Source organism: Psychrobacillus insolitus (assembly GCF_003254155.1).
Classification (GTDB): Bacteria; Bacillota; Bacilli; order Bacillales_A; family Planococcaceae; genus Psychrobacillus; species Psychrobacillus insolitus.
This window is the reverse complement of record NZ_QKZI01000001.1, coordinates 589782-615226: the sequence shown is the minus strand read 5'-3', so window position 1 is coordinate 615226 and position 25445 is coordinate 589782. Positions and strand designations below refer to the sequence as shown.

21 protein-coding genes are annotated in these 25445 nt (G+C 35.4%); 4 read left to right on the top strand and 17 right to left on the bottom strand.

Translation table 11 applies throughout. From position 1 onward, the window contains the following. Positions 1-70 precede the first annotated feature (70 nt). The 10 genes from C7437_RS02970 to C7437_RS02925 form a co-directional block, all read right to left on the bottom strand. Complete coding sequence (locus tag C7437_RS02970) at positions 71-3247, bottom strand: ATP-binding cassette domain-containing protein (protein ID WP_111438144.1); 3177 nt, start codon at positions 3245-3247, stop codon at positions 71-73. A gap of 166 nt (positions 3248-3413) precedes the next feature. After that, on the bottom strand, positions 3414-3635 hold the full coding sequence (locus C7437_RS02965; protein WP_111438143.1) for a helix-turn-helix domain-containing protein: 222 nt from the start codon (positions 3633-3635) through the stop codon (positions 3414-3416). 15 nt (positions 3636-3650) lie between these two features. Then, entirely contained in the window at positions 3651-4142 is a 492-nt protein-coding gene (locus C7437_RS02960; protein WP_111438142.1) for a DUF2975 domain-containing protein, read from the bottom strand. 192 nt (positions 4143-4334) lie between these two features. Then, complete coding sequence (locus C7437_RS02955) at positions 4335-4838, bottom strand: GNAT family N-acetyltransferase (RefSeq protein ID WP_111438141.1); 504 nt, start codon at positions 4836-4838, stop codon at positions 4335-4337. An 83-nt stretch (positions 4839-4921) separates the two neighbouring features. Beyond that, entirely contained in the window at positions 4922-6025 is a 1104-nt protein-coding gene (locus C7437_RS02950) for a copper resistance D family protein (RefSeq protein WP_111438140.1), read from the bottom strand. Continuing rightward, positions 6022-6570, bottom strand: coding sequence for a copper resistance CopC family protein (locus C7437_RS02945; protein WP_111438139.1), 549 nt, complete (start codon positions 6568-6570; stop codon positions 6022-6024). Before C7437_RS02945 ends, C7437_RS02950 begins: the two co-directional genes overlap by 4 nt. A 195-nt stretch (positions 6571-6765) precedes the next feature. Next, positions 6766-9198: a DNA topoisomerase IV subunit A gene (parC, locus tag C7437_RS02940; protein ID WP_111438138.1), complete on the bottom strand. Its 2433-nt coding sequence runs from the start codon at positions 9196-9198 to the stop codon at positions 6766-6768. Beyond that, entirely contained in the window at positions 9195-11162 is a 1968-nt protein-coding gene (gene parE, locus C7437_RS02935) for a DNA topoisomerase IV subunit B (protein WP_425450552.1), read from the bottom strand. Before parE ends, parC begins: the two co-directional genes overlap by 4 nt. Positions 11163-11359: 197 nt before the next feature. Further along, positions 11360-12040, bottom strand: coding sequence for a response regulator (locus tag C7437_RS02930; RefSeq protein ID WP_111438136.1), 681 nt, complete (start codon positions 12038-12040; stop codon positions 11360-11362). A 16-nt stretch (positions 12041-12056) separates the two neighbouring features. Beyond that, positions 12057-13652 carry an ATP-binding protein gene (locus tag C7437_RS02925; RefSeq protein WP_111438135.1) on the bottom strand — a complete coding sequence of 532 codons (1596 nt, stop codon included), beginning with the start codon at positions 13650-13652 and terminating at the stop codon, positions 12057-12059. A 147-nt stretch (positions 13653-13799) separates the two neighbouring features. On the opposite strand from C7437_RS02925, the gene C7437_RS02920 reads away from it, so the two are divergent. The 4 genes from C7437_RS02920 (at position 13800) to C7437_RS02905 (ending at position 17552) form a co-directional block, all read left to right on the top strand. Next, positions 13800-14849, top strand: coding sequence for a DctP family TRAP transporter solute-binding subunit (locus C7437_RS02920; RefSeq protein WP_111438134.1), 1050 nt, complete (start codon positions 13800-13802; stop codon positions 14847-14849). Between the two features lie 286 nt (positions 14850-15135). After that, positions 15136-16413 carry a dicarboxylate/amino acid:cation symporter gene (locus tag C7437_RS02915; protein WP_111438133.1) on the top strand — a complete coding sequence of 426 codons (1278 nt, stop codon included), beginning with the start codon at positions 15136-15138 and terminating at the stop codon, positions 16411-16413. 214 nt (positions 16414-16627) lie between these two features. Next, positions 16628-17233 (top strand): glycerol-3-phosphate 1-O-acyltransferase PlsY, encoded by a 606-nt coding sequence (plsY, locus tag C7437_RS02910; RefSeq protein ID WP_111438132.1) that lies wholly within the window; start codon positions 16628-16630, stop codon positions 17231-17233. 25 nt (positions 17234-17258) lie between these two features. Then, entirely contained in the window at positions 17259-17552 is a 294-nt protein-coding gene (locus C7437_RS02905) for a HesB/YadR/YfhF family protein (RefSeq protein WP_111438131.1), read from the top strand. Positions 17553-17946: 394 nt separating this feature from the next. Here the strand turns inward: C7437_RS02905 and C7437_RS02900 are convergent, their stop codons facing one another. The 7 genes from C7437_RS02900 to C7437_RS02875 form a co-directional block, all read right to left on the bottom strand. Beyond that, on the bottom strand, positions 17947-18243 hold the full coding sequence (locus tag C7437_RS02900) for a hypothetical protein (protein WP_111438130.1): 297 nt from the start codon (positions 18241-18243) through the stop codon (positions 17947-17949). After that, positions 18243-18668 carry an acyl-CoA thioesterase gene (locus tag C7437_RS02895; RefSeq protein ID WP_111438129.1) on the bottom strand — a complete coding sequence of 142 codons (426 nt, stop codon included), beginning with the start codon at positions 18666-18668 and terminating at the stop codon, positions 18243-18245. The genes C7437_RS02900 and C7437_RS02895 overlap by 1 nt, the downstream gene beginning before the upstream one ends. Before the next feature lie 62 nt (positions 18669-18730). Further along, complete coding sequence (locus C7437_RS02890) at positions 18731-20209, bottom strand: class I adenylate-forming enzyme family protein (protein ID WP_111438128.1); 1479 nt, start codon at positions 20207-20209, stop codon at positions 18731-18733. 17 nt (positions 20210-20226) lie between these two features. Next, a complete protein-coding gene (fabG, locus tag C7437_RS02885; protein ID WP_111438127.1) occupies positions 20227-20967 on the bottom strand; it encodes a 3-oxoacyl-ACP reductase FabG in 741 nt (246 codons plus the stop codon). Further along, a complete protein-coding gene (phaZ, locus tag C7437_RS02880; RefSeq protein WP_111438126.1) occupies positions 20964-21863 on the bottom strand; it encodes an intracellular short-chain-length polyhydroxyalkanoate depolymerase in 900 nt (299 codons plus the stop codon). The genes fabG and phaZ overlap by 4 nt, the downstream gene beginning before the upstream one ends. Beyond that, complete coding sequence (locus tag C7437_RS17310) at positions 21864-21992, bottom strand: hypothetical protein (protein ID WP_281269919.1); 129 nt, start codon at positions 21990-21992, stop codon at positions 21864-21866. It abuts the gene before it with no gap. A gap of 191 nt (positions 21993-22183) precedes the next feature. Continuing rightward, positions 22184-25384 (bottom strand): AfsR/SARP family transcriptional regulator, encoded by a 3201-nt coding sequence (locus C7437_RS02875; protein WP_111438125.1) that lies wholly within the window; start codon positions 25382-25384, stop codon positions 22184-22186. Between the last annotated feature and the right edge of the window lie 61 nt (positions 25385-25445).

Genomic DNA, 25445 nt, shown 5'->3' with positions numbered 1-25445 from the left:
GTAATCAAAGAAGTCTTTCCTATTAATGGAAAGACTTCTTTTTTCATTTATTCCATTCGTATCAAATACTTCATTTTTTATTATTTTGCTCAAGATATTGGTAAATTGCCATCATTTCTTGCTTATTCAACTCACGAATGCGCTTGAAAATTAGAAGATCTGCAATAGGCTCAAGATTTATGCTTTCACTATGGACATCACTGACTTTTCCAGTTAGCCATGTTTCCACTGCTATGCCTTCAACAATTTCCTGAAGTCCCTCATCATTGATACCGCTCGCATGACAACTTACACAAGGTATCGTTAATTTAAAGACGCCATCATGAAGATTATCTTCCGTTATAACTTTCTTTCCTTTACAGAATGGACATGGATGACTTTTCTTTATTTTATTAATTTGGGTAACAAGTTTTTTGTAACCAAATGCTTCATAAACATATGTTAGTTTTTTGTATTTCCCATTAGTGAAATACTGATCGATGATATTTTCTCTCGTCTCAATAATATTGTCAAAATCACAAATGGTTACCTGATTATTGTTGCTGATGGATTCAATATTGCCTTTAATACTATCCCAGAATGGTAATACATTTTGCAATACCATTTCATAACCAGCAAAGCTTGCTAGTTCTAATTCAAGCATTTTCAGAGCGACTTGTGTTTCCCTAGGCAACAGAGAGACATCTTCCGTCAAAGTCATATCGCCTCCAACAATAGATTTCAATTTTACCAGTTCTGGTAACTCTCCTACTGTCTTTAAAACTTGATCAAGTGGCTGCTTTATAATCTCACGAATTTCTGTATCGCCAAATATGAGCTGTTTATGATGGTTTAATATAGAACCTTCGCAAATTGGGCATGTAATCATCTCTTTAGATGCTTTCATATGCTCTTTAATAATCGATTTCGAAATGAACATATACATTCCAATTATATTATTAAAGCCTTGCCATGTTCTTTGCGTCTTACCTGCTTTATCATAAAATGACTTTTCCCAATACCCGTATAAAAATATATGCCTTTCCTCATCTGTCATGTCATTATAGCTTTTACTAATATCATGACCAAGTTCATTTTTTATCTCATCAAATAGGAATTGTAATTTTGGATGTTGATAATATTTTAATACCTCCATCACGTCGGGATGCAATAGGCCATCCCAGAATGGTACGGTCTTGTCCTGAATAACCACATCAAAATCAAACTGTTCTATCACCCCGCGGCCCGAGCAGCTTGGACAATGATTGTCTTGATAATAGAAATCGAAGCTACTTGTATCTTTATTAGTTGGATGTGTTACCACAATATGGTTGATCAGACCACCGATTTCATAGAGAAAACTATATTGACTATACAAGTGCCTTTCCAGATCAATGGCGATGACAGGTGCAATTGTTTCAGACTCGTATTCGCCATATATCAACCGAGCCATTGATGATAAACTTTTTAAAATCCCGCCCTTATAGACGTTTTCTGCATTGTTAAAATAGGCAATATGATTTTCTTTTAAATAGTTAATTCCATTTTGTTGATTGATAGTTGAAGAAATTTGCAATGGAGCAACATTATCCGCACTGTTATGCTGACTATAATAATCATCATGACTGACAACATCCAGATGCTTAACTGGTGTAAGCTGTCTTTTTCCAAAATCAACGATAAAGTCAGAGTTTTCTAGCATATAAGAGTTATGTTCAATCATTATGATGGAGACACATTCATCGTGCAGTATAATCCTGATACTATCAATGAATTGATTTAAAATGTTTTGTGATAAACCTTTTGAAGGCTCATCAAAAATAAATAACGTATGTGGGTTTCTCGAGTTGGCAAACAGTTCTGATACTAAATGGACACACTGAAATTCACCATTCGATAAGGATTGTGTTTTTCTTTCCAATGTCAAATAACCAAGACCAAGTTTGATCAATAAGCTCAAGCGTTTATGAGCGATATCTCCATTAGGTAGTTCATCAATAATATCTTCAATCGAGCGCTGAAAAATATTATCAATTTCTTCACTATATTTTGTAAGTTTCTTTTTAATATCAAGAAAAGTCGCAACTGTTGAACGACTGGTAATCGATTGGTTTCGATTTTGCCCCACCATTACCAGTTTATCTTTTGGATATCGCTTCACAAAATCTTTGGCTATACAGTCATTAACAAGTGTAGATTTACCACATCCAGACTCCCCCGTAAAAGTAATAATTCTATTTTTGGGAATTTGAATTTCAGCCATTTGAATATTACGGCTGTAAAGATCATGAAAATGATAGTATTCTGTTGGTATTGCATGATTTCGTTCACAATTGGTTGGTTTTGGACGTGGGGATTCTTCCACAATTTCCCCTCCGTATTTACCACTTCCAGGTCCAAAGAACAATTTCTCATCTGTGGTGTCTAGCACTGTGTCTGAATGATCAATAAGCCAAATTTGATTTTTATAGCCTAATTGTTTGATCTGCTCTAAAATTTTAAGTAATGTTTGGTGATCAAGACCCACGGAGATTTCATCAATAATAATAACTGTATTTTCACTTGTTGCTATGAATTCAGCCAAGTAAAGTCGTGTTAATTCTCCACCTGACAATGTACCCATAATACGATTAATTGTTAAGTAACCTATATTCATATTGATAATATTCTTAAGAATATGTTGTTTCGCTTCACTAATATGTAATACTTCAGCTAATGAAAGAATCAATTCAATACTTAAGCTGTTGATATCGGAAATACTATGTGGTTGATCCAATAATTCTATTCTTTTTTGTAGAACTTCTGGATTATAGCGCTTGTCCTCACACTTTTTACATTCAATATTTTTGGTAGTACCGCGCCCTTTACACGCAGGACACCAGCCTAATTCATTGTTAAATGAAAATACTTCTGGAGATAGATTAAATTTTTCAGCAAGCCGCACGCGAATCTCTGTAAACACGCCAGTATGTGTTCCAATTGTTGAACGCGGATTGGAAGAAATGGATGACTTTCCGAGAAAAAGTACTAAAGGTATTTCTTCCATTTTTATAGCACTGAAATTGGTTTCCATAATATTTGGAAATAAATACTGATATTCAGCTTTTGGTAATAAGGAAACCAAACGTTTTTTGGATTCTTCACCAATTGTTTGACAAAAAGTTGTTTTACCAGATCCAGACAAGCCAGCAATGCCTAAAGATTTATCTACAGGTAGTATTGCATCTAATTGGTTAATATTGTTCGCAATTAATTGATTTATTTTCATTTTGTCATATCAAATCCATTCTATCTATTAGTGATTTCAAAAAAAGTTTGTTGCATTTTAAATACTATTTTACACCATATATAAATGTAAAAGTCCAGTTTCTAAGTTTTAACACTGAAAAATTGGACTATTATAGTTACTCCTGAAAAACGTTTTTTTCTAAGTTTTATCCTAGTGTATCCTCTTCACTTCTGTATTCTAACAGATCTCCTGGCTGACATTCTAAAGCTTTGCAAATAGCTTCTAATGTGGAGAATCTAACCGCTTTTGCCTTTCCATTTTTCAGGATAGAAAGGTTAGCCATCGTGATTCCAACCTTTTCCGTTAGTTCCGTTACACTCATTTTTCGTTTAGCAAGCATCACGTCAATATTGATTATTATTGCCATATTATTCACCTCAGCTTAGACTATTAAATCATTTTCCTCTTTTATATCTATTGCTTCTTTCAAAAGCCTTTGAAGAACAGCAGCGAAAACCGCGATTACCAAGGAAGCAAAAATAGGAACCATTCCGACAACCGCTAACCCCGGGGCATCATCTACCTCTGCCATGATAAAAACAAAAGGGAGAGCTAGAATATATAAGCTACTAATGATAATGGCACAGGTTTTAATTTTCTTTAAAGCTCTTACAGATAAATCCGAGAAGGCTTGGCTCTTATCAATATAGCTTAATAGGTTAAAAGATTGATACAATGCGAAGTAAAATGGGATTATTGAAATATACATTACCATTAAAAGTCCGTATACCACATAAGCTAATTCTGATCCTTTTTCTATTGCTTCGTTCGCTTCACCAGCTATTTGGGGCAATAAAAAAATACACATCGCAAGTACGGGAATTCCCATAAGAATTACAGCTAACTTTAAAAAGATTGTTGATCCTCTTTTCATAAAAAGTACCTCCTATATTTGATATATATATTTTATAATACCTTATAATTTATCGTTTATCAATATATAGTTATTGTATTTCATTTGTTTGTTGTTATTTTAGATGAATATAAAAACGCTTGAGGTATTTTTCATAGGGCCTCAAGCGTTTTATCTTTTTATTCTACGTATACGTTTTATCCACGTCAGTTTCTACTCTACACCAACCTCATTACTTCTACGCTCAAGTAATACTACATCACGCCAAGCGCCATACAATCTACCCATTTGTTTTCTTGTTCCCACTTCTTCAAAACCAAACTTTTTATGTAATTTTATACTTGCCATATTTTCTGGGAAAATCATTGCTTGTAAAGTCCAGAAACCATTGTGTTCACTTTGCTCGATTAAATAAGCTAATAGTCTACTACCAATTCCCATTCCCTTAATAGAGTTATTTAAATAGATGCTTACTTCTGCAACACCCTCAAATACTTCTCGATTTGAAATAGGACTTAGTGCAACCCACCCTACTACTTCCCCATTAAGTTTAGCAACATACCTGCATTTTTTGTTATGTGCTGAATCCCATTCATCCCAAGTAGGTGCTGTTGTTTGAAATGTTGCATTTCCTGTGTGAATGCCCTCTATGTAAATTGCTTTAACTTGGTTCCAATTCTCTGAAATCATTTCTTCTATTTCGAGTTTATTTTCCATTAAGATTCCCCATTTTCAGTAAAATAAAAAGCATTTCTAAGATACATTATACACCGTTAGAAATGCTTTTTAAAGTTCTTTATCTACACTTGAACGCTTAGTAATAAAGCAAAATAGACTGATATTACGACGAATATGCTCATGATAAATGAAAATATAGGGCCCATTTTTTTAAAAAATGACATAATACTAAGAACAAAGAATACACATGCAAGCAACAATAGTAAAATACCATTCGTTTGAAGCGAGAATTCGACGTTTAAACCTGCGTAAACTACTCCGTCGTAGAATTGTGTGAAAAGAATCGAAACCCCTTCAGAACTCAAAATAGAGCTTAAATTATGGGGTGGTGATGACTGTCCCATTGCACCAGTTGCTGCAAAAATTCCGAGAATGATAATAAACTCCACTTTTGTCCAAGGTCTTGGATTAAAACTTGGGTCTTTTTGAAGCTTTTTCTTCATAACAATACCATTGATAAAAGCATACCCAATCAGTGGGATAATCAATAGATGTTTGATCAGTAAGCTTTGACCATACGAAATCATCCAGGAATCAGGATATTGACTCCACTCTAGAGTGAAACTCATTAAGGACAGGCCCGTAACAATAATAATTCCGAAACAAAAGAGTGCAGTAACATGAAACCAATTTAAGAAATTAGACCAATTTTCATAACTTCTCGAAAACCAGCTTACGACAAATAATATTCCAACCCAAACTACGACACTTGTAAAATGAACAATATGTGTAAGAAATCCTTTCATGCCATGAACCGAGTGAGCATGCGTAGACCATCCAATGCCCATTATTAATACTAATAGTAGTAAAATTCCTATAACTGAATACAATATATCTGTTTTATGATCAAATAAGTATACAAATACCCCTAAAATAATGGAAAAAATCAATAAGTAAATCCATGACTTACCTACTTCGAAGGTTAATAATACAGAAGTTAACGAATCAATAATTCCATAATCCTCATACAAAAAAGTTATTAAGCTTAATAGTGGCAAAAAAGAAAAAACGGCTATGCCTGCTGCAGCTATCAGTTTATATTTCTTTGCAATAATTACTTTCGGTTTCAAATCAGCTGGAATAATTGAAAATATATAATTTCCCATTAACAAAGCAAAACAAAGGTATAACAATGTCTCGCTAATTGTTGAAAGAAGAAACATCATTTATTCTTTCTCCGCATCATCCAAAATACAGCACCAGCAACCACAACAACTAATGCAATAATTAGACCGACTGATGAGTTATTAGCAGCTTCTTCTACTTCAGGTTCAGTAGTTTCAACTGTAGTAGCCTCATTTTCAGCTATTTCTTCGATTGTAACAACTTCAGTTGCGATTTCTTCAGTATCTTCCACAACTGGTGCATTTAATGTAAAAGGAATTTCCCCTTTAATTGGATGGCCATCTACTCCAATAATTTTCCATTGGATTGAGTAGCTCCCATTTTCAGTATTCCTATCGATTATTCCAGTCATTGTATTTTCAACAATCGAAATATTACTTACTGCAACTTCTTCATTTGTATCATTTACTAATTTAAAAGAGCTTGTTTCTTCTATTTTTGTCTCAAAAGTTAATATTATCTCATTCAATGCTTCTGTTACAGAACTTCCATTTGCAGGATTTGAACTTTCTAACCCTGTGTGTGCATATGCTTGGTTACTAAATAAAAACAAGCAAGCGAGTACTACAATAATATTTTTTTTCATATTCTTTCCTCCAAAACAGTTATGTAATTATAAAACAGGACCATCATACTTATACCATAAACTTATGAAGAAAGAATGAAATTTGCCTTTTTTCTTCAATTAGTGAAACTTTTCAACAGCAACATACAAAATAAAAAAAGCATTTCTCAAAAGGTATAATACCTGATGGAGATGCTTTTTATATTGCTTCACCTATTATTGGGGTTCGGTAGGTTGTTTCCGTACACGGACTAATTGCCCATCTTTTTCGGCATCTATGACTAACGATCCATTTGAATAACGATCGGATGCGCGTATTGTATTTGTTTGGATAACTTCTTTGTTCCCTTTGTCTGTCACTATTTCTAACGCTTCATTTTTTTCCGTTAAAACAACGGCAAATACTCGATGTGCATTTGTCTTTAGCTCACGAAGTGTCACTACACCACGTTTTGCTCGACCACCTGGTTCTATTTCATGCAGCGACATTTTCTTCACCGCACCACGATGAGTAATTAAGATAAGATCTGATTTAGTATTTTGTGGAACGACATTCACACTTACTACATAATCCAATTCCTTCAAACTAATCCCTTTTACCCCACCAGTTTTTAAACCAGTAATCGGTACTTCATCTAAAGAAAATCTGACAGAATAACTATAATAAGTTGTCATCATCACTTCATCGGACGGACTAACTAATGAGACAAATAGCAATTCATCTTCTTTTTTCAGATTCATCGTATTAATAGGACGTGTATATCGTTGTACGACGTAATCTGATAGGAGAGATCGTTTGATTTGTCCAAGTTTTGATGCTGTTAAAACACATAAATCCTGATCAAATGAACCGATTCCAAGGACATGAATAATAGTTTCATTTGTATCTAATGGAACAATACTCGAGATATGTTGTCCCAAATCCTTCCAACGAATATCCGGTAATTCATGAACTGGTTGATAAATATAGTTCCCTTTTGAAGTGAAAAGAAGTAAGTGGTGCTGCATATTAATTGATTCTTGATAGAGTAAGTAATCAGATTCTTTCATAGCAAAGTCCTGTCCATTCGATGCATTAAAGGATCTGACACTTGTTCGCTTAATATACCCTTCTTTTGAAATCGTGACGATTACTTCTTCACTTGGTATTAATACATTTAACGTAACTTTTATTTCTTCAATTTCATTCTCAATAGTTGATTTTCTAGGTTCTGCAAATACTTTTCTGACTTCTAGTAGTTCTTTTTTTATTACATTTAAAAGAACAAATTCTTTTGCAAGAATATTTTCAAGTTGTCTTACTAGTAAATTTAGTGCTTCCTCTTCTTGTTGAAGCTCTGTTATATCTGTATTCGTTAATCGATATAGTTGCAAAGAAACAATCGCTTCTGCTTGTGCTTCTGAGAAATCGAATGCCGTCATTATATTCGTCTTTGCATCACGTTTATCTTTTGAAGCACGAATAGTTCTGATGACATCATCCAGAATAGATAATGCCTTCATTAGGCCTGCTACGATATGCAGTCGTTCCTTCGCTTTTTTCAAGTCAAATGCTGTTCTACGCGTCACGACTTCTTTTTGGTGATTGATATACGAATCTAACATTAAAGGCAGTGTCATCATCGTAGGACGGCGGTTATGGATCGCAATCATATTGAAATTGTACGTTATTTGTAAATCGGTGTTTTTGAACAAAAATTGCAGAATCCCATGTGCATCTACTTCTTTTTTCATCTCAATAACAATACGTAACCCCGTACGATCAGATTCATCACGGACGTCAGCAATACCATCTAAACGCTTATCATCATGACGTTGTTCATCTATTCTTTTGACAAGATTAGCTTTATTTATTTCGTATGGAATTTCTGTAATGACGATTTGTTGTTTACCGCCTTTAATTGTTTCAATTTCCGTTTTAGAACGAACGACGATTTTACCTTTACCTGTTTCATAAGCTTTTTTAATACCATCTACACCTTGAATAATCGCACCAGTTGGAAAATCAGGTCCTTTGATTACGGTCATTAATTCATCTACAGTTGCAGCAGGATTTTCGATACGCATAAGCACTGCATCTAGCGCTTCATGAAGTGCATGAGGTGGAATATCTGTCGCATAACCGGCAGATATTCCTGTAGAACCATTCACTAATAGGTTTGGAAAACGTGCTGGTAACACAACCGGCTCGTGATCTGAATCATCAAAGTTTGGGATGTAATCGACTGTACCTTTATTAAGATCACGTAATAATTCATGCGAAATAGCAGAAAGTCTTGCTTCTGTATAACGCATTGCTGCTGGGGAGTCTCCGTCCATCGAACCATTATTACCATGCATTTCGACTAACATATGTCGAAGCTTCCAGTCTTGGCTCAAACGCACCATTGCTTCGTAAACAGAACTATCACCATGCGGATGATAGTTACCGATTACATTACCGACTGTTTTAGCTGATTTTCGGAATGGTTTATCGTTTGTATTTCCTTCTTGGAACATAGCAAATAATATACGTCGTTGTACCGGTTTCAGTCCGTCTCTAGCATCAGGTAGGGCACGATCTTGAATGATGTATTTACTATAACGTCCAAACCGATCGCCAATTACTTCTTCTAATGGTAAGTCTTGATATCGTCCGGTTTGTGTCATACTAATTCATCCTCCACGTGTATTCTTTCATTGTCTAAAATATTGGAATCGTCTTCTAAAGAGAAGTTTACATTTGCTTCTATCCACTTACGACGAGGTTCCACTTTATCGCCCATTAGTGTCGTTATATGTTTCTCAGCTCGAGTACCGTCTTCAATTGTTACCCGAATTAATGTACGTGATTCAGGATTCATCGTTGTATCCCATAATTGGTCAGCATTCATCTCTCCAAGCCCTTTATAGCGTTGAAGTAAGAAGCCTTTACCAACCTTTTTGGATGCTACGTCTAAATCTTTTTCTGTCCATGCATATTCGAACACTTCTTTTTTACCTTGCCCTTTATAGACTTTATAAAGAGGTGGTAATGCGATATAAATCTTCCCATTCTCTATTAATGGTTTCATATAGCGGTAGAAAAATGTGAGTAAAAGAACTTGAATATGTGCCCCATCTGTATCCGCATCGGTCATGATGATGATTTTATCATATGCAATATCCTCAATTTGGAAATCAGAACCAACACCTCCACCTATTGCGTGAATGATTGTCGCGATCTCTACATTTTTCATAATATCCGCAATGCTCGCTTTTTCTGTATTAATAACTTTTCCTCGTAATGGTAGAATTGCCTGGAATGTGCGATCTCGCCCTTGTTTTGCTGAACCTCCAGCAGAATCTCCTTCGACAAGATAAAGTTCATTTTTAGCTGCATTTCTTGATTGTGCAGGGGTTAGTTTACCAGATAACAATTCTGAACGTTTACGTTTCTTCCCGTTTCTAGCATCATCTCTTGCTTTTCTAGCGGCTTCTCGCGCTTGTTGGGCACGAATAGCTTTTCGTATAAGTGAAGATGCTATCTCTGAATTCTCTTCTAGCGTGTATTTAAGTTTTTCAGAAATGACGGCATCCACAGCAGCTCTTGCTTCACTTGTTCCTAATTTCCCTTTTGTTTGCCCTTCAAACTGTAAAATATCCTCTGGAATTCGAACAGATATGATAGCAGAAATACCTTCTCTAATATCAGAGCCGTCTAAGTTTTTATCTTTTTCTTTTAGTAAACCAGTTTTCCGAGCATATTCATTAAAAATTCTTGTTAAACCAGCTTTTGCACCTGTTTCGTGTGTCCCGCCATCACGAGTACGAACATTATTTACAAACGATAAAATGGTTTCTGAGTAACCATCATTAAATTGGAATGCAAACTCCACTTCGATCTCATCATGTGCGCCTTCCATATAGTAAACTGGATGTAAAACATCTTTTTCTTCGTTTAAATATGCAACAAAGGCTTCAATTCCTGTTTCAAAATAGAAAACATCATGAGCATCTGTACGTTCATCTGTTAACTCAATTTTTAAGCCTTTTAAAAGAAATGCGGATTCTCTTAATCTTTCACAAAGCGTTTCATAATTATATTTCACAGTAGAGAAAATCGTCGTATCCGGTAAAAAATGTACAGAAGTACCTGTTTCTTTTGTTGTACCGATTTGTTTCAATGACTGACTTATTTTCCCGCCATTTTCAAATCGTTGGATAAACTTTTTGCCATCTCGGTGGATAATTACTTCCACAAATGAAGAAAGTGCATTCACAACGGAAGCACCTACACCGTGGAGTCCACCACTTGTTTTATAGCCACCTTGTCCAAACTTCCCACCTGCATGTAATACAGTAAAGATTACTTCTGCTGTAGGAATCCCTGTTCTATGCATACCTGTTGGCATACCACGTCCAAAGTCACGAACTGTTATACTTTGATCTTCATGGATTGTGACGGAAATATGATCTCCAAATCCTGCAAGACTTTCATCCACTGAGTTATCAACGATTTCATATACTAAATGATGTAATCCTCTTGCATCCGTAGAACCTATATACATACCAGGTCTTTTACGAACGGCCTCTAAGCCTTCTAATACCTGAATATCATCATCACCATAGCTATTTACAACTTCATTTTTAATCAAATACGTTCCCCTCCAAAAAACAAAACATCTGTTCTATCTATTCTTTAAGACTACAAACAGATTGTCCTTATGTCAATATTTAAATAGCATATAGGCAAGAATCTAATTGTAAATAAATATTGAGTAGATTGCAATCGAGCTAACTATTATTTTCCATACCTTCAGTTGTTATTCCTGCAAAATATTTCATATTACTAAATAATACGGTACTGATTTACAGGCCTTCCTACTCCACCGTATTGTATGTCAATTACCACTTTTTGTTGTTTTTCTAAATAATCTAGATAACGACGTGCTGTTACTCTGGCTAAGCCAATACCAGTTGCCACTTCTTCTGCAGAAACGGCAGTTGTTTGTTTTTCAATAAATAGGACGATTTTTTCAAGTGTTGATGCATTTAATCCTTTTGGTAAATGAATGGCATCTTTTAAAGTTGCATGGGATGGATGTAATATTTCATCCAACTCCAGTTGTGTTAACTCTTTTTTCTTCTCAGTTTTAACATGGAACTGTCGATAATTTTCAAATGTTTGTTCCATCCGTTTAAAAGTGAATGGTTTCATAATGTAGTCAAATACACCTAATTGCAACATCTGTTGAATCGTTTTCATGTCATTTGCTGCAGTTACGGCTATGACATCTACCAGTGCGTCTCTTTCCCGCAGATTTTGTAAGGTTTTTATCCCATCGAGTTCTGGCATAAAAATATCCATTACAATTAAAGTAGGTTTAAGCTGTTTCGCAAGTTTCAGTCCTTCTACACCGTTGTTAGCAGTTCCAATAATATGAAAGCCCTTCACTTGTTCGATGAATTGGCGATTTACCTCTCGAACCATGGGGTCATCTTCAATCAGTAAAACATGAATGGGAAGCATATATAAAAACCTCCTTTTACATATAAAAAGTAATAAAAAAGCTCGATCCTTCTGTAGGTTTACTCGTTACCTCAATTGTTCCTTCTGCTTTTCTAACTATTTCTCCAATTAAGTATAACCCTATCCCGTGATTCTGCTTTCCTTTTGTTGAATATCCATTTTCAAAAATAGATGATAAATTATCTGGGTCTATTCCGATTCCGTTATCCTCTACTAATATTGATAAGCTCTGTTCATCTTGATCGATGCTGATGAAGACTTGCTTTTCTTCACATTCAACTTGTTGCAATGCTTCAAATGCATTTTCGATTAAATTACCGAATAATACGACGAAATCATTAAAATCTAGTTGCTCTGGTAAATATAATAGTTGACTGTTCATATCGATTTCTACCTGAATTCCTAACTCTTTTCCATGATTAATTTTACTTAATAATAATCCAGCAATATTTTCATTTTTAATACGTTCTTCAAAGAATTGAGAAAGTTCGTCTTGCTTTTCTTTTAATTCTACTATGAAATCGACTGCTTGTGTGAAATGACCAAGCTGAAGTAATCCAGCAATTGTATGTATTTTGTTTTTATGCTCATGATTTTGAATGCGCAACGCTTGGACAAATTCTTGCACACCAGTTAATTCCTCTGCTAACTTCTTCACTTCTGTACGATCTTGAAATATTGCAATAGCTCCAACAGTTTCATTATTCACTTCTATAGGAACTCTATTACTCATTATTGTATGATGATTAACGTATAGTTCTCTGTTGTAAATTGGCTTATTAAAATCTAGTATCTCAGGTAACCGGGTATCGGGTAGTATATCATAAATACTCCTTCCGATTAGGTCATTCTCGTTGACGCCTAGTATTTTGCGGGCTTTTTTGTTGAAAATTGTTACGTTTAGTTCATTATCAATCGCGATAATCCCTTCATGCATGGCATTAAATGTTTCCGTACGTTCTACATAGAGTTTGGCAATTTCAAGTGGTTCTAAACCGAACATTTGCTTTTTCACATGCCTTCCTAAGACCCATGCTCCCCAAGCACCAAAGAATAATGACAATACCGTGACGATGATAATTTCGGTTCTAATGCTATCGATTATGTCCAATATTGTCGGTAAACTATAACCCACAACAACTACTCCGATTTGTTTATGTTCATCATTCATAATCGGTGCAAATGCCCGTACAACTTGCCCAAGTTCTCCTTTTACCTTGGATATATAGTAATGCTCCACAAACGCAGCATTTTCATCTACTGTAGTAGAAACTTGACCAATTCGTTTTTTTATTGGATGCGACAATCTTCTATGTTCCATATCAAGCACCACAATATAGTCCGCTTTATTAATAACTCGCACACCTTCAGCAGTTTGGTTGATAGCCTCCGCTTTTTTATCAAAGGGTTCGTTACCACTTAGATTATCTCGAATTTCTGGAAGTTTACCTACAGTCCGTGCGACAAGCATTGCTTTATCTTCAAGGTCCTCTTCTTTCGTATTCATGATATTACCTAAAACGAAAATGCCTGCAACTAAGAATGAAAAGATTATGATGAAAAAAGTGAGTGACACGATTTTACTATTAATCGATAGTTGTTTTAATTTCATCATGGCCCCCCTGTTCAAATTCTCCTTGGTGTTATTGCTTCTGTGCAAGCTCGTAGCAATAAAGTTTGCTGCATGAAGTTAAGATATATTGTAACATTCGCGGTATGTTAAGATAGAAAGAAAAACTAGAATATTGTGGTGATCTATATGCGCGTGTACATTACAACTGCTTTATGTACGTTAGTTGTCCTTATTGGATTAATCGGATATCAGCAAAAATTTTGGCAAGATGCTTCCCTACCCTTTGATGATGAGCAAGAAGGTTTAAATGATCAAATTGTTTTGAATTTTAGTCATGTTGTAGCAGAAGATACTCCAAAGGGACAAGCTGCTAGCAAATTTGCAGAGTTGTTAGAACAAAAATCAAATGGACGAATTCGAGTTGTCATTTATCCCAATGGTTTGCTCTATAGTGATGACGAGGAATTTGATGCTCTTCAAAATGGAGACATACAAATGATTGCACCGACTGTATCGAAACTAACAAATTTATTTCCTACTTTTCAAGTATTAGATCTACCTTTTTTATTCGAAACGGATGAAGAGGTGGAAAGAATCCTAACAGGACCTCTTGGCGAGCTCTTATTAAATCAATTGAGTAGGTTAGAAATGAAAGGTTTAGCTTTTTGGAATAATGGCTTTAAGCAACTATTATCTGAAGATGAACTAATACTCAATAGAGAAGATTTTAAAGGGCTAAAAGTTCGAGCAATGCCGAGTAAAGTACTTCAAATGCAATTTACGTTGCTTGAAGCAACACCAATTACTGCATCATTTGATGAGATATACAGTGAACTAGAAAATGGCTTAATAGATACTCAGGAGAATACTGTCTCTAACTTGTATTCTAAAGGATTTTATAAGTTACATAAAAATCTAACGATATCAAATCATGGTATTTTAAGTTACGCTGTCATTTTAAATGAGGATTTCTATAATAGTTTACCATCTGACTTACAAGATGCTGTAGTAGAAGCTATGAACGAAGCAACTGAATGGAATTTCAACCATTCGAAACAAATGAATGAAGCAAATTTAATAAGCTTGCAGGCACTAGAAGGTGTTCATATTGAAAATCTTTCTCTCGAAGAAAAAGAGAAATGGAAAATTCTTTTTGAGCCAATTTATACTTATTATCGGGATGAAGTCAGTAGTAATTTTTTAAAGGAAATTCAAAATGAACTATTAAAAGAATAATCGTTTTAGACCACATGAAAGTATTGAAATGTGGTCTTTTTTTGTTCTAAAAACAAAACTGTACTAGTACAAAACTATTTTCATTTTCTGTACTGATAAGTTTTGTTTATCGTCAAAATGATTGACACCACTGTGTTTTGAGAACATTTAAAATGAATAATTCGAAAAAGACCAAAATGACCAAAAAGAACATTATCACCAAAATATATGAAAACGTTTTCTTTGCATTTATGATGTTAGCAATAACAAAAAACACATACAAGAATGGAAAGAAGGCTTAGGAAACATGAAAAATATACTTAAAAATTTAACTGCACAAGTAATTATCGCAATTATTCTCGGTATTCTTGTAGGAGCAATTTTCCCTGCTTTTGGAGCAGACTTAAAAATATTAGCTGACATCTTCATCAAAATGATTAAAATGCTGATCGCTCCAATTATTTTCCTAACGGTTGTAATCGGAATTGGTAGCATGGGAGATTTGAAAAAAGTTGGTAAAATAGGTGGGAAAGCACTTCTCTACTTTGAAATCGTATCCACTTTCGCTTTAGCTATTGGATTGATCGTAGTAAATATTATTAAACCCGGTGAAGGTTTAGACACTTCAGGAGCTAAGGGCGGAGATGTATCCGCTTATACATCTGCAGCTAGTCAAAGTGAAGGGTTATCTGGGTTCATAATGAGTATCATTCCTGATAATTTCTTCGGCTCTTTAGCAAACGGAGAATTACTTCCCGTTCTGTTTTGTGCAATCCTTTTTGGTGTAGCCTCTGCTTCATTAGGAGAAAAGGCGAAACCAGTCATTACTTTGTTTGAGCATGCTTCTGAAATCTTCTTTAAAATTATCGGGATGGTAATGAAAATATCACCAATTGGTGCTTTCGGAGCCATGGCATACACTATTGGTAATTTTGGACTTGGTTCTTTATCGAAATTAGGAATGCTGATGATTTCTGTCTATGCAACAATGTTTCTATTCATCATCTTTATCTTAGGGACTATTGCAAAATACTTCGGATTTAGTATCTTTAAATTTATCGCATACATTAAGGATGAAATTTTCTTAGTAATTGGTACTTCATCTTCTGAATCTGCACTTCCTTCTATGATGCGTAAATTAGAAAACTATGGTTGTTCAAAACAAGTAGTCGGGTTAGTAATTCCAACTGGGTATTCGTTTAATTTAGATGGTACTTCTATTTACTTATCGATGGCAGCGTTGTTTATCGCTCAAGCGTATGGTGTGCCATTAGACTTGTGGCAGCAAATTACGTTACTTGCGATTTTAATGCTTACATCAAAAGGTGCCGCAGGAGTTACTGGATCAGGATTTATCACTCTTGCTGCAACACTAGCTGCCTTCCCTATGATTCCTGTAGAAGGAATGGCTCTACTAATAGGTGTTGACCGCTTTATGTCAGAAGCGCGTGCGGTTACAAACCTTATAGGTAATGGTGTTGCAACAGTTGTTATTTCAAAATCAGAAAATGAATTTGATCCAACTGGCGCACAAAATAGAATACTTGAAAAAGAAGCTTTGGAATCCGTTCCAGTGCACACTTAATACGAAAGTGTTAGTCATAATATGAAGCCATCTGATTTTTACAGTCAGATGGCTTTTTTTATTGCATATGAAAGTATATAACTTTTCTGCAAAGTATCTGTCTAGCGCAAGTCGCTTGCGCTTTTCTTGACATTTACATTGAATAGATGTTCATCTACATGGTAAACTAACATAGCTACATATATTATTAGTTTCATAACTAAAGGAGTACTCTATGACAATAATCATTTTACTATTACTAGCATATTTAATAGGTTCCATCCCTTCAGGACTTTGGGTTGGAAAAATATTTTACAATACGGATATCCGTGAACATGGCAGTGGGAACCTAGGTGGAACAAATACTTTCCGCACATTAGGGAAAAAAGCTGGTTTAGTCGTTACAATTATGGATATTCTAAAAGGAACAGCTGCTACTATATTAGTATCACTACCCTTTTTTGAAGCAACGAATGTCCATCCTTTAGTCCTTGGTATCCTTGCAGTTATCGGGCATATGTACCCTGTATTTGCTGGTTTTAAAGGCGGAAAAGCAGTAGCAACTTCTGGTGGTATTTTACTTGCCTATAATTGGCCACTCTTTGTTATTTTAGTTATTGGATTTTTCATCGTATTAAAACTTACAAAAATGGTTTCTTTAACATCTATGATTCTTTCGGCGATTGCCCTTATTTATTCCATCATATATTACTTTACAATAGATAACGATTGGCCTTTAATTGCCCTTATTTTATTGTTAAGTGGATTTATCTTTTATCGTCATCGTTCAAATATTAAACGTATTAAAGAAGGAACGGAACCGAAAGTAAAATGGATTTAACTACAAAGAAAGCTAGGTGCTTAAGATGAAAATCTTCATATCTCCAGAAGCAGTTGAGTGGTTCAAACATGAAATGGAAGCGAAAGCGCAGGATACGATACGCTTTTATGCTAGATATGGTGGTTCTAGTCCTATCAGTGATGGTTTTTCACTTGGCATGACAAAGGATATTCCTTTCGAGCCATCTGTTACTGTAATCATTGAAGAGATTTTGTTTTTCATTGAGGAACGGGATGAGTGGTATTTCGATGGGCATGATTTGTATGTTGATGTTGATCACCAATTAGAAGAGCTTGCGTATTCATACAAAAAAGCGTGATGAAATAAATCACGTTTTTGTTAAAGAATAAGAATTTCATCGACTTGGAATGCAGAAAGTACGATTTTTTCTAGATTGCTTTGGACAGTATTTTTACCCTACACTTTTACTTAAAAGAAAAGCAAAGGCCAAGAAAGCGACTGCGTCACTTTCTTGGCCTTTGCTCTTTTTAGTAATCGTGTAACCAATAACTGTTCGCCGCTCTCTAAAAATAATCGAAATCATCGTGTGAAAAATTTGGTTAAGAAGAGAGGAGCCGCGTGCTTACCTAAAAAGGACGCCGAAGATGATATTTCGGCTTTAATGTCCCCTCTTTCTCGTTTATCCTATTACCATATGTTTCGTCCAAAGCGAACCAAAAACGTCCATTTAGAAAAGGGCGCTTCCGGTTTTCTTATTTAAACCGATTAAGTTGTTCTAATAGTCCTTCATTCTTCATAATCGCGTATTCATGGCTTCCAAATAAATCGAAATGAGGATATGCTTCTTTGTGATCTATCCATTCTTCTTTCAGATCATATTGACGACCCCATTCGATTAAAGTCGATACATTCGCACACCCTACTTTCGTAACCGTCTTGCACCCAGGAAAACGATCATCTATCCAGTAGTGTGTTAAAAATGCAATTTCTTCTCTTTCTACTTTTGCTTTCCAAGCGTACAATTCCGTACGTGTAATTCCAAAAGCCATTATTCAACATCCTTCGAAATTTCTATGTATTTCGCGTCCCATTCAGGATTAACTTTTTTTAGAGAAATTGGTCGCATATTGTCTTTTTTAACAATAACGTGTTCAGTAGTTGCAGTAGATGCTATCGTTCCATCCTTGTGTTCGACAACGTATCCATATGTCGTTCGAAGTTTTCCATGAGCTTCAACCCATGTTTTCACGACTACTGTTTCCCCATATTTCACCGCTGTTTTGTAGTTTATATTCACATTCGTCACCGGAGAAATATAGCCATCTGCTTCCATTCCCGCATAAGTAAACCCTATGTCTTTTATTAATTGTGTACGCCCCAATTCTAGCCAAATAACATAATTTGCATGATACACAACACCCATTTGATCGGTCTCTGCATACCTTACTTCAATTTCTTTTTCACTAATAAACATTTATCAGTCACCTCCCTTTCATTATACAAAAAGGACGACAAAAAAGCTGAAAAGAAAACTTCTTAGGTCTTCTCAGCTAACGCTAGTAATTCTTTCTTGTCTATCTTTCCGACATCTGTTCTTGGTAATTCATTTAGTATTGTTACTTTTTTCGGAACTTTATAGCTTCCTAGAGATCGCTTGCAATGATTGATGAATATGTCTCCATTAATTTCTGAGTCTTTCTTACAGGATACAAAAGCATGAACATATTCACCCCATTTTTCATCTGGCACACCAATGACAGCTGCTTCTCGAATAATGGGCTGCAACATGAGGCATTGTTCCACTTCCTGTGGATAGATATTTTCGCCACCAGAAATAATCATTTCTTTTTTTCTACCGACAATGTAATAGTCGCCATCTTCATCTACTTTTGCAAAATCTCCTGTTTTCAGCCATCCATCGACAAGCGTTCTATTCGTTTCTTCTTCGTTATTCCAATACCTTGTAAATAAATGTTTCCCAGTTATATATAATTCCCCAATTTCATGTTCTTTACAAATTCCTCCGGATTCATTGATAATTTTTACTTGATTAAACTGCATGCACTTTCCTACAGAACCTTGTTTTACCGTAGCAATTTCTGGTTGAATAAAGAAATTATTTGGACCGGCTTCAGTTAACCCATAACCTTCTTTGAAAAGCAGTCCTCTTTCAGCAAACTTCTGGTAAATAACTTTGGGGCAAGGTGCACCTCCTGATAAAAACACTTTAACTGTTGGGAAATTCGCAGTTTTGAAATAGTCCGTTTCGATCATTGCTTGATACATTGTAGGAACAAATAAGGAAATCGTAGTTTTGTATGTATTCATGTATTTTAGCGCTTCTTCTGCTTGAAAAAGGTTTCCAATAACAACCGTACCCCCTGCCATCAAGACAGGAATACATAGTGCGTTTAACCCACCTGTATGAAACATCGGCATGTAATTTAATGTGCAATCTGCTTCACTTAATCCCCAACTAATAATCGTGTTAATCGCATTCCAGCTCACAGCTTCAAAAGAGACAACTGCTCCTTTAGGTCTTCCAGTCGTCCCTCCGGTATAGATCATCAACCAAGCATCCGTTGCTTCCCAGCTGGTATAATGGACAGGTTCTAAAGAAGATATATTCATGTTAGCGGTTAACAGTAATCTCTCTATACTTAACTTTTCACTAACCGCTTGATGTGCATGATCATGTATAAGAAGAACAGGCTCACAGTCTTCTATGATAAATTGTAATTCTCTCTTACTTTGACGGAAATTGAGTGGTACATAAATAAGTCCAGTCATCCCACAAGCAAAGAGAATCGGGAATAGTTCTATTCGATTTTGAGATAACACGACAATCCGCTCACCTTTTTTAAACTGGCAAGCTTGAAAATAATGAACCCATTTCAATATATTATCATCTAAAGCAGTATAGCTCCATTGATCCCCAGTGTGACTGTCGATTAAAGCAATTTTCTTCGGTGTTAATAAAGCCCGTTTGTAAATCCAAGCCTGCTCCGGATACACAATTCCTGCTCCTCTCTCTACATCATAATTCCACCATCTACATGGAGGACATGCCCATTTACGTAATCAGATTCATCTGATGCTAAAAATAGATATGCATTCGCAATATCACGAGATTCTCCTAAACGCTTCAGAGCTACTACTGAAGTCATTTGATCAATAGCTTTCTCAGGCATTTTGGCTACCATGGCAGTTTTTACAAAACCAGGTGCAACTGCATTAACGTTAACGCCTTTTTTACCAAATTCCTTCGCCCATGTTTTCGTCATACCGACTACTGCTGCTTTAGAGGCTGCATAATTTGTTTGCCCAAAGTTCCCATAAATCCCACTTACGGAAGAGGTATTAATAATTTTCCCGTGTCCTTGTTCTAAAAGATATGGGACAACAGCTTGTGTACAGATAAATACACCTGTCAAATTGACGTCTAATACGCGTTGAAAGTCCTCCAACGTCATTTTTGTTAGCATAGCATCACGAGTGATACCTGCATTATTAATTAGGATATCAATCTTGCCAAAATGTTCGATAGTTTTCTGAACGAGTGTTTCCACGCTATCTTGTTTAGAAACGTCTACTTGTTGGAACAGTACATCATATCCTTGATCCCCAAGTACTTTTGCTTGAGCAGCTCCAACTTGTTCATCAAAATCAGCTAAAACTACTTTAGCTCCTTCTTCCGCAAATCGTAAAGCTGCTGCTAACCCAATCCCATTTGCAGCCCCCGTAATAATGGCGACTTTCTCTTTTAATCTCATTTTCTTTTCTCCTCACGTAGAAACTTTTCTATTTGACTTGCTAATTGCTCCAAATCGTCTACTAATGGAGAGTGTCCACAATTAGTCAGTGGAATATACATTGCATTTTCTCCTAGATCAGAAACAATCTCTTGCGTCATTTCTTCCGTTACGATGTAATCTCGATCTCCTCTTAAAATTAAAACCGGAATCGTAATGTCTTTTGCTTGATTCGTACCAGCAGCCACTTCATTTGGATGATTACTTATGTTGAATGTGTTTAACGCATGATAAACATCCGCTAAGTTTCGTTGAGTCAGCATATCGTCAATATATGCATCATAATGTTCCTCGCATGGTCTATTATGTGTATAGATTGCTGCGTTCCAAACGGATTTTAATCCCTCCCTATTTTTCGAATCGTACAATCCTTGCATGACAATCGTCTTCGAAGGATCCTTCTCTACTTCTTCAATCGTTTTTAGTCGATAAGCAAAGTTCGGAGTTCCAAAGAGATTCGTACCAAAGAATGGATATCCCCGAGTTGATGCTGAGGCAAGTAAAATTAACTTGTCGCAATAAGTCGGATAATCTGCAACGAACTGCATGCAAACCGCTCCTCCAGTAGACCATCCAATAAGATAAAACGATTGTATCCCTACTAAATCAACGAATTCTTTTAAATCATCCGAAAAGTCCTTCATATGACGGACCCTAGTATTATGGGTAGACTCGCCAAAACCTCGTAAATCGGGTGCATATAAAGTATACTTTTCATCTAAACGATCCATTAATAGGTCCCAGTGCTTAGAAGATGTCATATTTCCATGAACTAATACGATTACTTCTTTACCTCCTGGACGTACTCTGTAAGCAATGGATTCCCCGTTTTTTAAAGAAACGTTTTGTAGACTCATTTAACCATGCCCCTTTCCCATTTTGTTTTTTACGACTTCCAATGGAATATTAGAAAGTGAAGCAATTTCTTTTGCGGTCATAAAATGATTCGGCATGTAAACACCTGTGCGCACAATTCCTGCTGTCATTTTAGTACCTCCTTATTTATCCTCTGATTTAGATTACTCGACTGGAGTTACAAAAGAGTTACAAAAATGTGTGATTTTTCACACATTACTGCGACGAATGTAACCGCTCCAAATTGGAAAGCATCTATTGTTTATCCAACTATCCTTTTCCAAACAAAAAAAAGCAGAAAAGATTTCTCTTATCTACTCTGTCAACCATAACTAGTAATCATTTCATACATTTGAATCGTTATTTGCATAGGTTCAATATTTAATTCTTGCTTTAAGCATTTTACACAGCGATTGTACCACTTCACAGCGTACGCTCTATTATGAAGTTGATAGTAAGCAAACATCAATAATCGATAGGCTTCTTCCCATGTAGCATCTATTCTAATTAGTTTTTTTGCCCAGTAAATTGTACCTTCAAAATCGTTTAATCTTGTACATGTTTGAGCCAGTCGCTCTAACAACAGAATATATTCATTTTGGATGTTTTCACGATCATTCGCAATCCATTCAATCATTGGTTTGTCTTCGAATAACGCACCTTTGTATAATTTCTCTGCTTTTAATAAGGTTTCTTTTGCGTGTAAGGGATTCACTTCATTCATTCCTTGATCTCTATACCTTTTGAAGTAGTCAAGATCACTTTCTACATGTGCCGTAGGATTTATCCGATACATAGACTGTTTCCGAATAACAAAGTATGAGTCCTCACGAGCTGATCGTTGTGGTTCAATGACTTTCAGTAATGCATTTAAGGCTACTTTAAAGTCACGATTGATTGTCGATTCATCTCCATCACCCCATATCGCACTCATAAGCTCTTCTTTTGGGACAAATCGATTTTTCTGCAAATAAAGATAGGCTAATAATTCCTTTGACTTGTCTCTCCGCCATATGCGGTCGCTAATCTCCATATTCCTCTGAAATAGAGTAAATGGTCCTAGGAGTTGAATGGATAATTGAAAGCCTGGGTATTTTACGTTCGTATTAATTTGCAATATGTCTGAAAGTATTTTAATCTCTCTGGAATGCGGTAGTAACAAAAAGGCTTTTTGCAAAATTGGAAAAAGAATCTGTAAATCCATTGGCCCGAACAATGTTTTCTTTTGTATAAAAAATACAAATTGCTGTTCCGTACATAAATAAGCAAATGCTTGTGCATGTTTAGCAAATGGCTCATCCTGTTCAAGATAATGATAAATCATCATCAACCAATAATGCGTAATCATTTCACCATAGACATCACCACAGCCACTCAATTGGCGATTTGCTTCCAACCCCATCTGTAAGGCCCTATCCATATCACGGCTTTCATAGTACACCATGGTCAACACAAGAAGTAAGTAAGCAGATAGCCAGAAATCATTTCCTCTTTCTGTCTCTCTTAACCCTTTTTCAGCATAAGAAATCGCTTCTTGTATTAATCCCTGCCTAGATTTTAAAATTGAAAGCCCCATATAAGGTTCTGCTTTTCCTCTGGAGACATTTAACTCTTCCATTCTATTTACCGCAAACAAGTAGTAACTCTCTGATGTTTCTAAATCGAAAGTTCCTTCTAATAGTTCCACATGTCCTTTTCGAATCCATCCAACGGCTTCTAAAAAGCCTGATTGTTCCCGTAAACCAATTTCTATGCCTCTTAAAGCAGCTCTTTTCGCAGCCTCTACATCTCCTGTTAAGCTATAAATAAATGATAATAGCACTTCTGTTTCTCTATGTGAGTCCACTAGGCAAAGTTCATTACCCAGTCTATTTTCTAAAATAGATGTAGCCTGTTGTAATTTACCACTTCTTAAATAAATTCGTGCATCTAAGTTCCTTTCACTTAATATATGTGCTTCGATTTTTTCTTGTATTACCCATTGACTCGCTTCATTTGCCTTGCCTAAGTTTACAAGATTCTCGGCTAATAGACATTTCAACTGAACTCTTTCTGTATTATTCATTTGAGAACTTTGATCTGCCCAGTGGACCGCATCAATTAAGTAATCTTTTGCAAATCCAGGCTGAATAGTATCTAAATAAATATGAGCAAGTCCTGCATTTGCTCTACTAAGATATTCGATATCTTGTTCTTCCTCTGCGTATATTAGGCACTGTTCATATGACAGTTTCGCTTTGTCATAGGAAGCTCTATACCTATGACACTCTCCTTCGTAATAGTAAAGGACATATAATTCTTCTCTCAATTTAGGAGAAAGCTGTTTTAACAACTCTAATAACCAATCAAACTGTCTTTCTTGAATGATTCTAGCGGCAAACTGACTAATGGTATTACCAAGAAAATATTCATCTTTTGTCTTATCAGCATGATAAATGGCTAGCATCATATTATTTCCCTTACTATAATTTATGCTTACTTTCTTTTGTATTTCATTATATAAAGTTCTATTTACCTGTAGCCATGTTGATTCTAAAAAAGTTTGGAAAACAGGATGAAAACGATATGAATTCCCATCACTGTTCATACGAATAAAAGCATATCGTTTTGCTAATCTTTCTAAGTTTATCGCTTCTTCCCTATTAAAGAATTCTTCTATCAAAGGAGCAGTAAATACAGGGAAAATACTAAAATTTAGCATTGATTGTTGATCTTCTTGTGACATGGATAAAAAGACTTCGTTTGATAAATAGGAAAATAAGTCTTTCAATGCAGAATCATATAACTGTTCTAGCTGCTTCCCTGTTTCAACAAGTTGCAGAGCAATTAGATGAATTGCAATTGCCCAGCCTTCCGTTCGCTTCCATATTTCCTTCGCTTCTGCCTCCGTTATTTGTTTATTAAAATAATCCTCAAAAAATACTTGAATCTCATCAACAAAGAACATTAAATCTTGTTGAGTGATTTCCACTAATTTATTGTTTAATTTAAATTTAAATAAGATAGACCATGATGGGCGAGTTCGTGAAGCAATGAGTAGATGTATATGGCATGGAAGGAACTCCACTATTTTCTCTATAACATGATTAATATGATACACATGATCGACTAAATGAAAATCATCCAAAACTATGTATAAAGGCCCTCCGATTTTCTCTAACTCATTACTAAATAATGTATACCACCGCGTAATTTCTTGTTCTGTTGGATCCTTAGAAAGTATTTCTTTATGAATGAAACATTCCCCAAAAAGAGGAACAACACGACGAATACTATGTACCAAGTAACATAAGAACAGGGAAATATCATCGTCTTCTTCCGTAATTGTATACCAAGAATGGGGAAGACTTGAATCATAAAAATATTGTGCAAGTGCTGAGCTTTTGCCAAAACCAGCTCCGCTATGTAGTAAAAATAATGGACTCTTTAATTTTAGTTTCTTTATGAGTGAGGATCTTCTCATATACGAAGATGATGGGATAGGCGGGATTAGTTTAGACAAAATAATAGTAGACATTCCCATCCCGCACTCTCCCCTTTACAATAATTCTCACTTGTTATATTCTACCATAAAAATAGTAAGA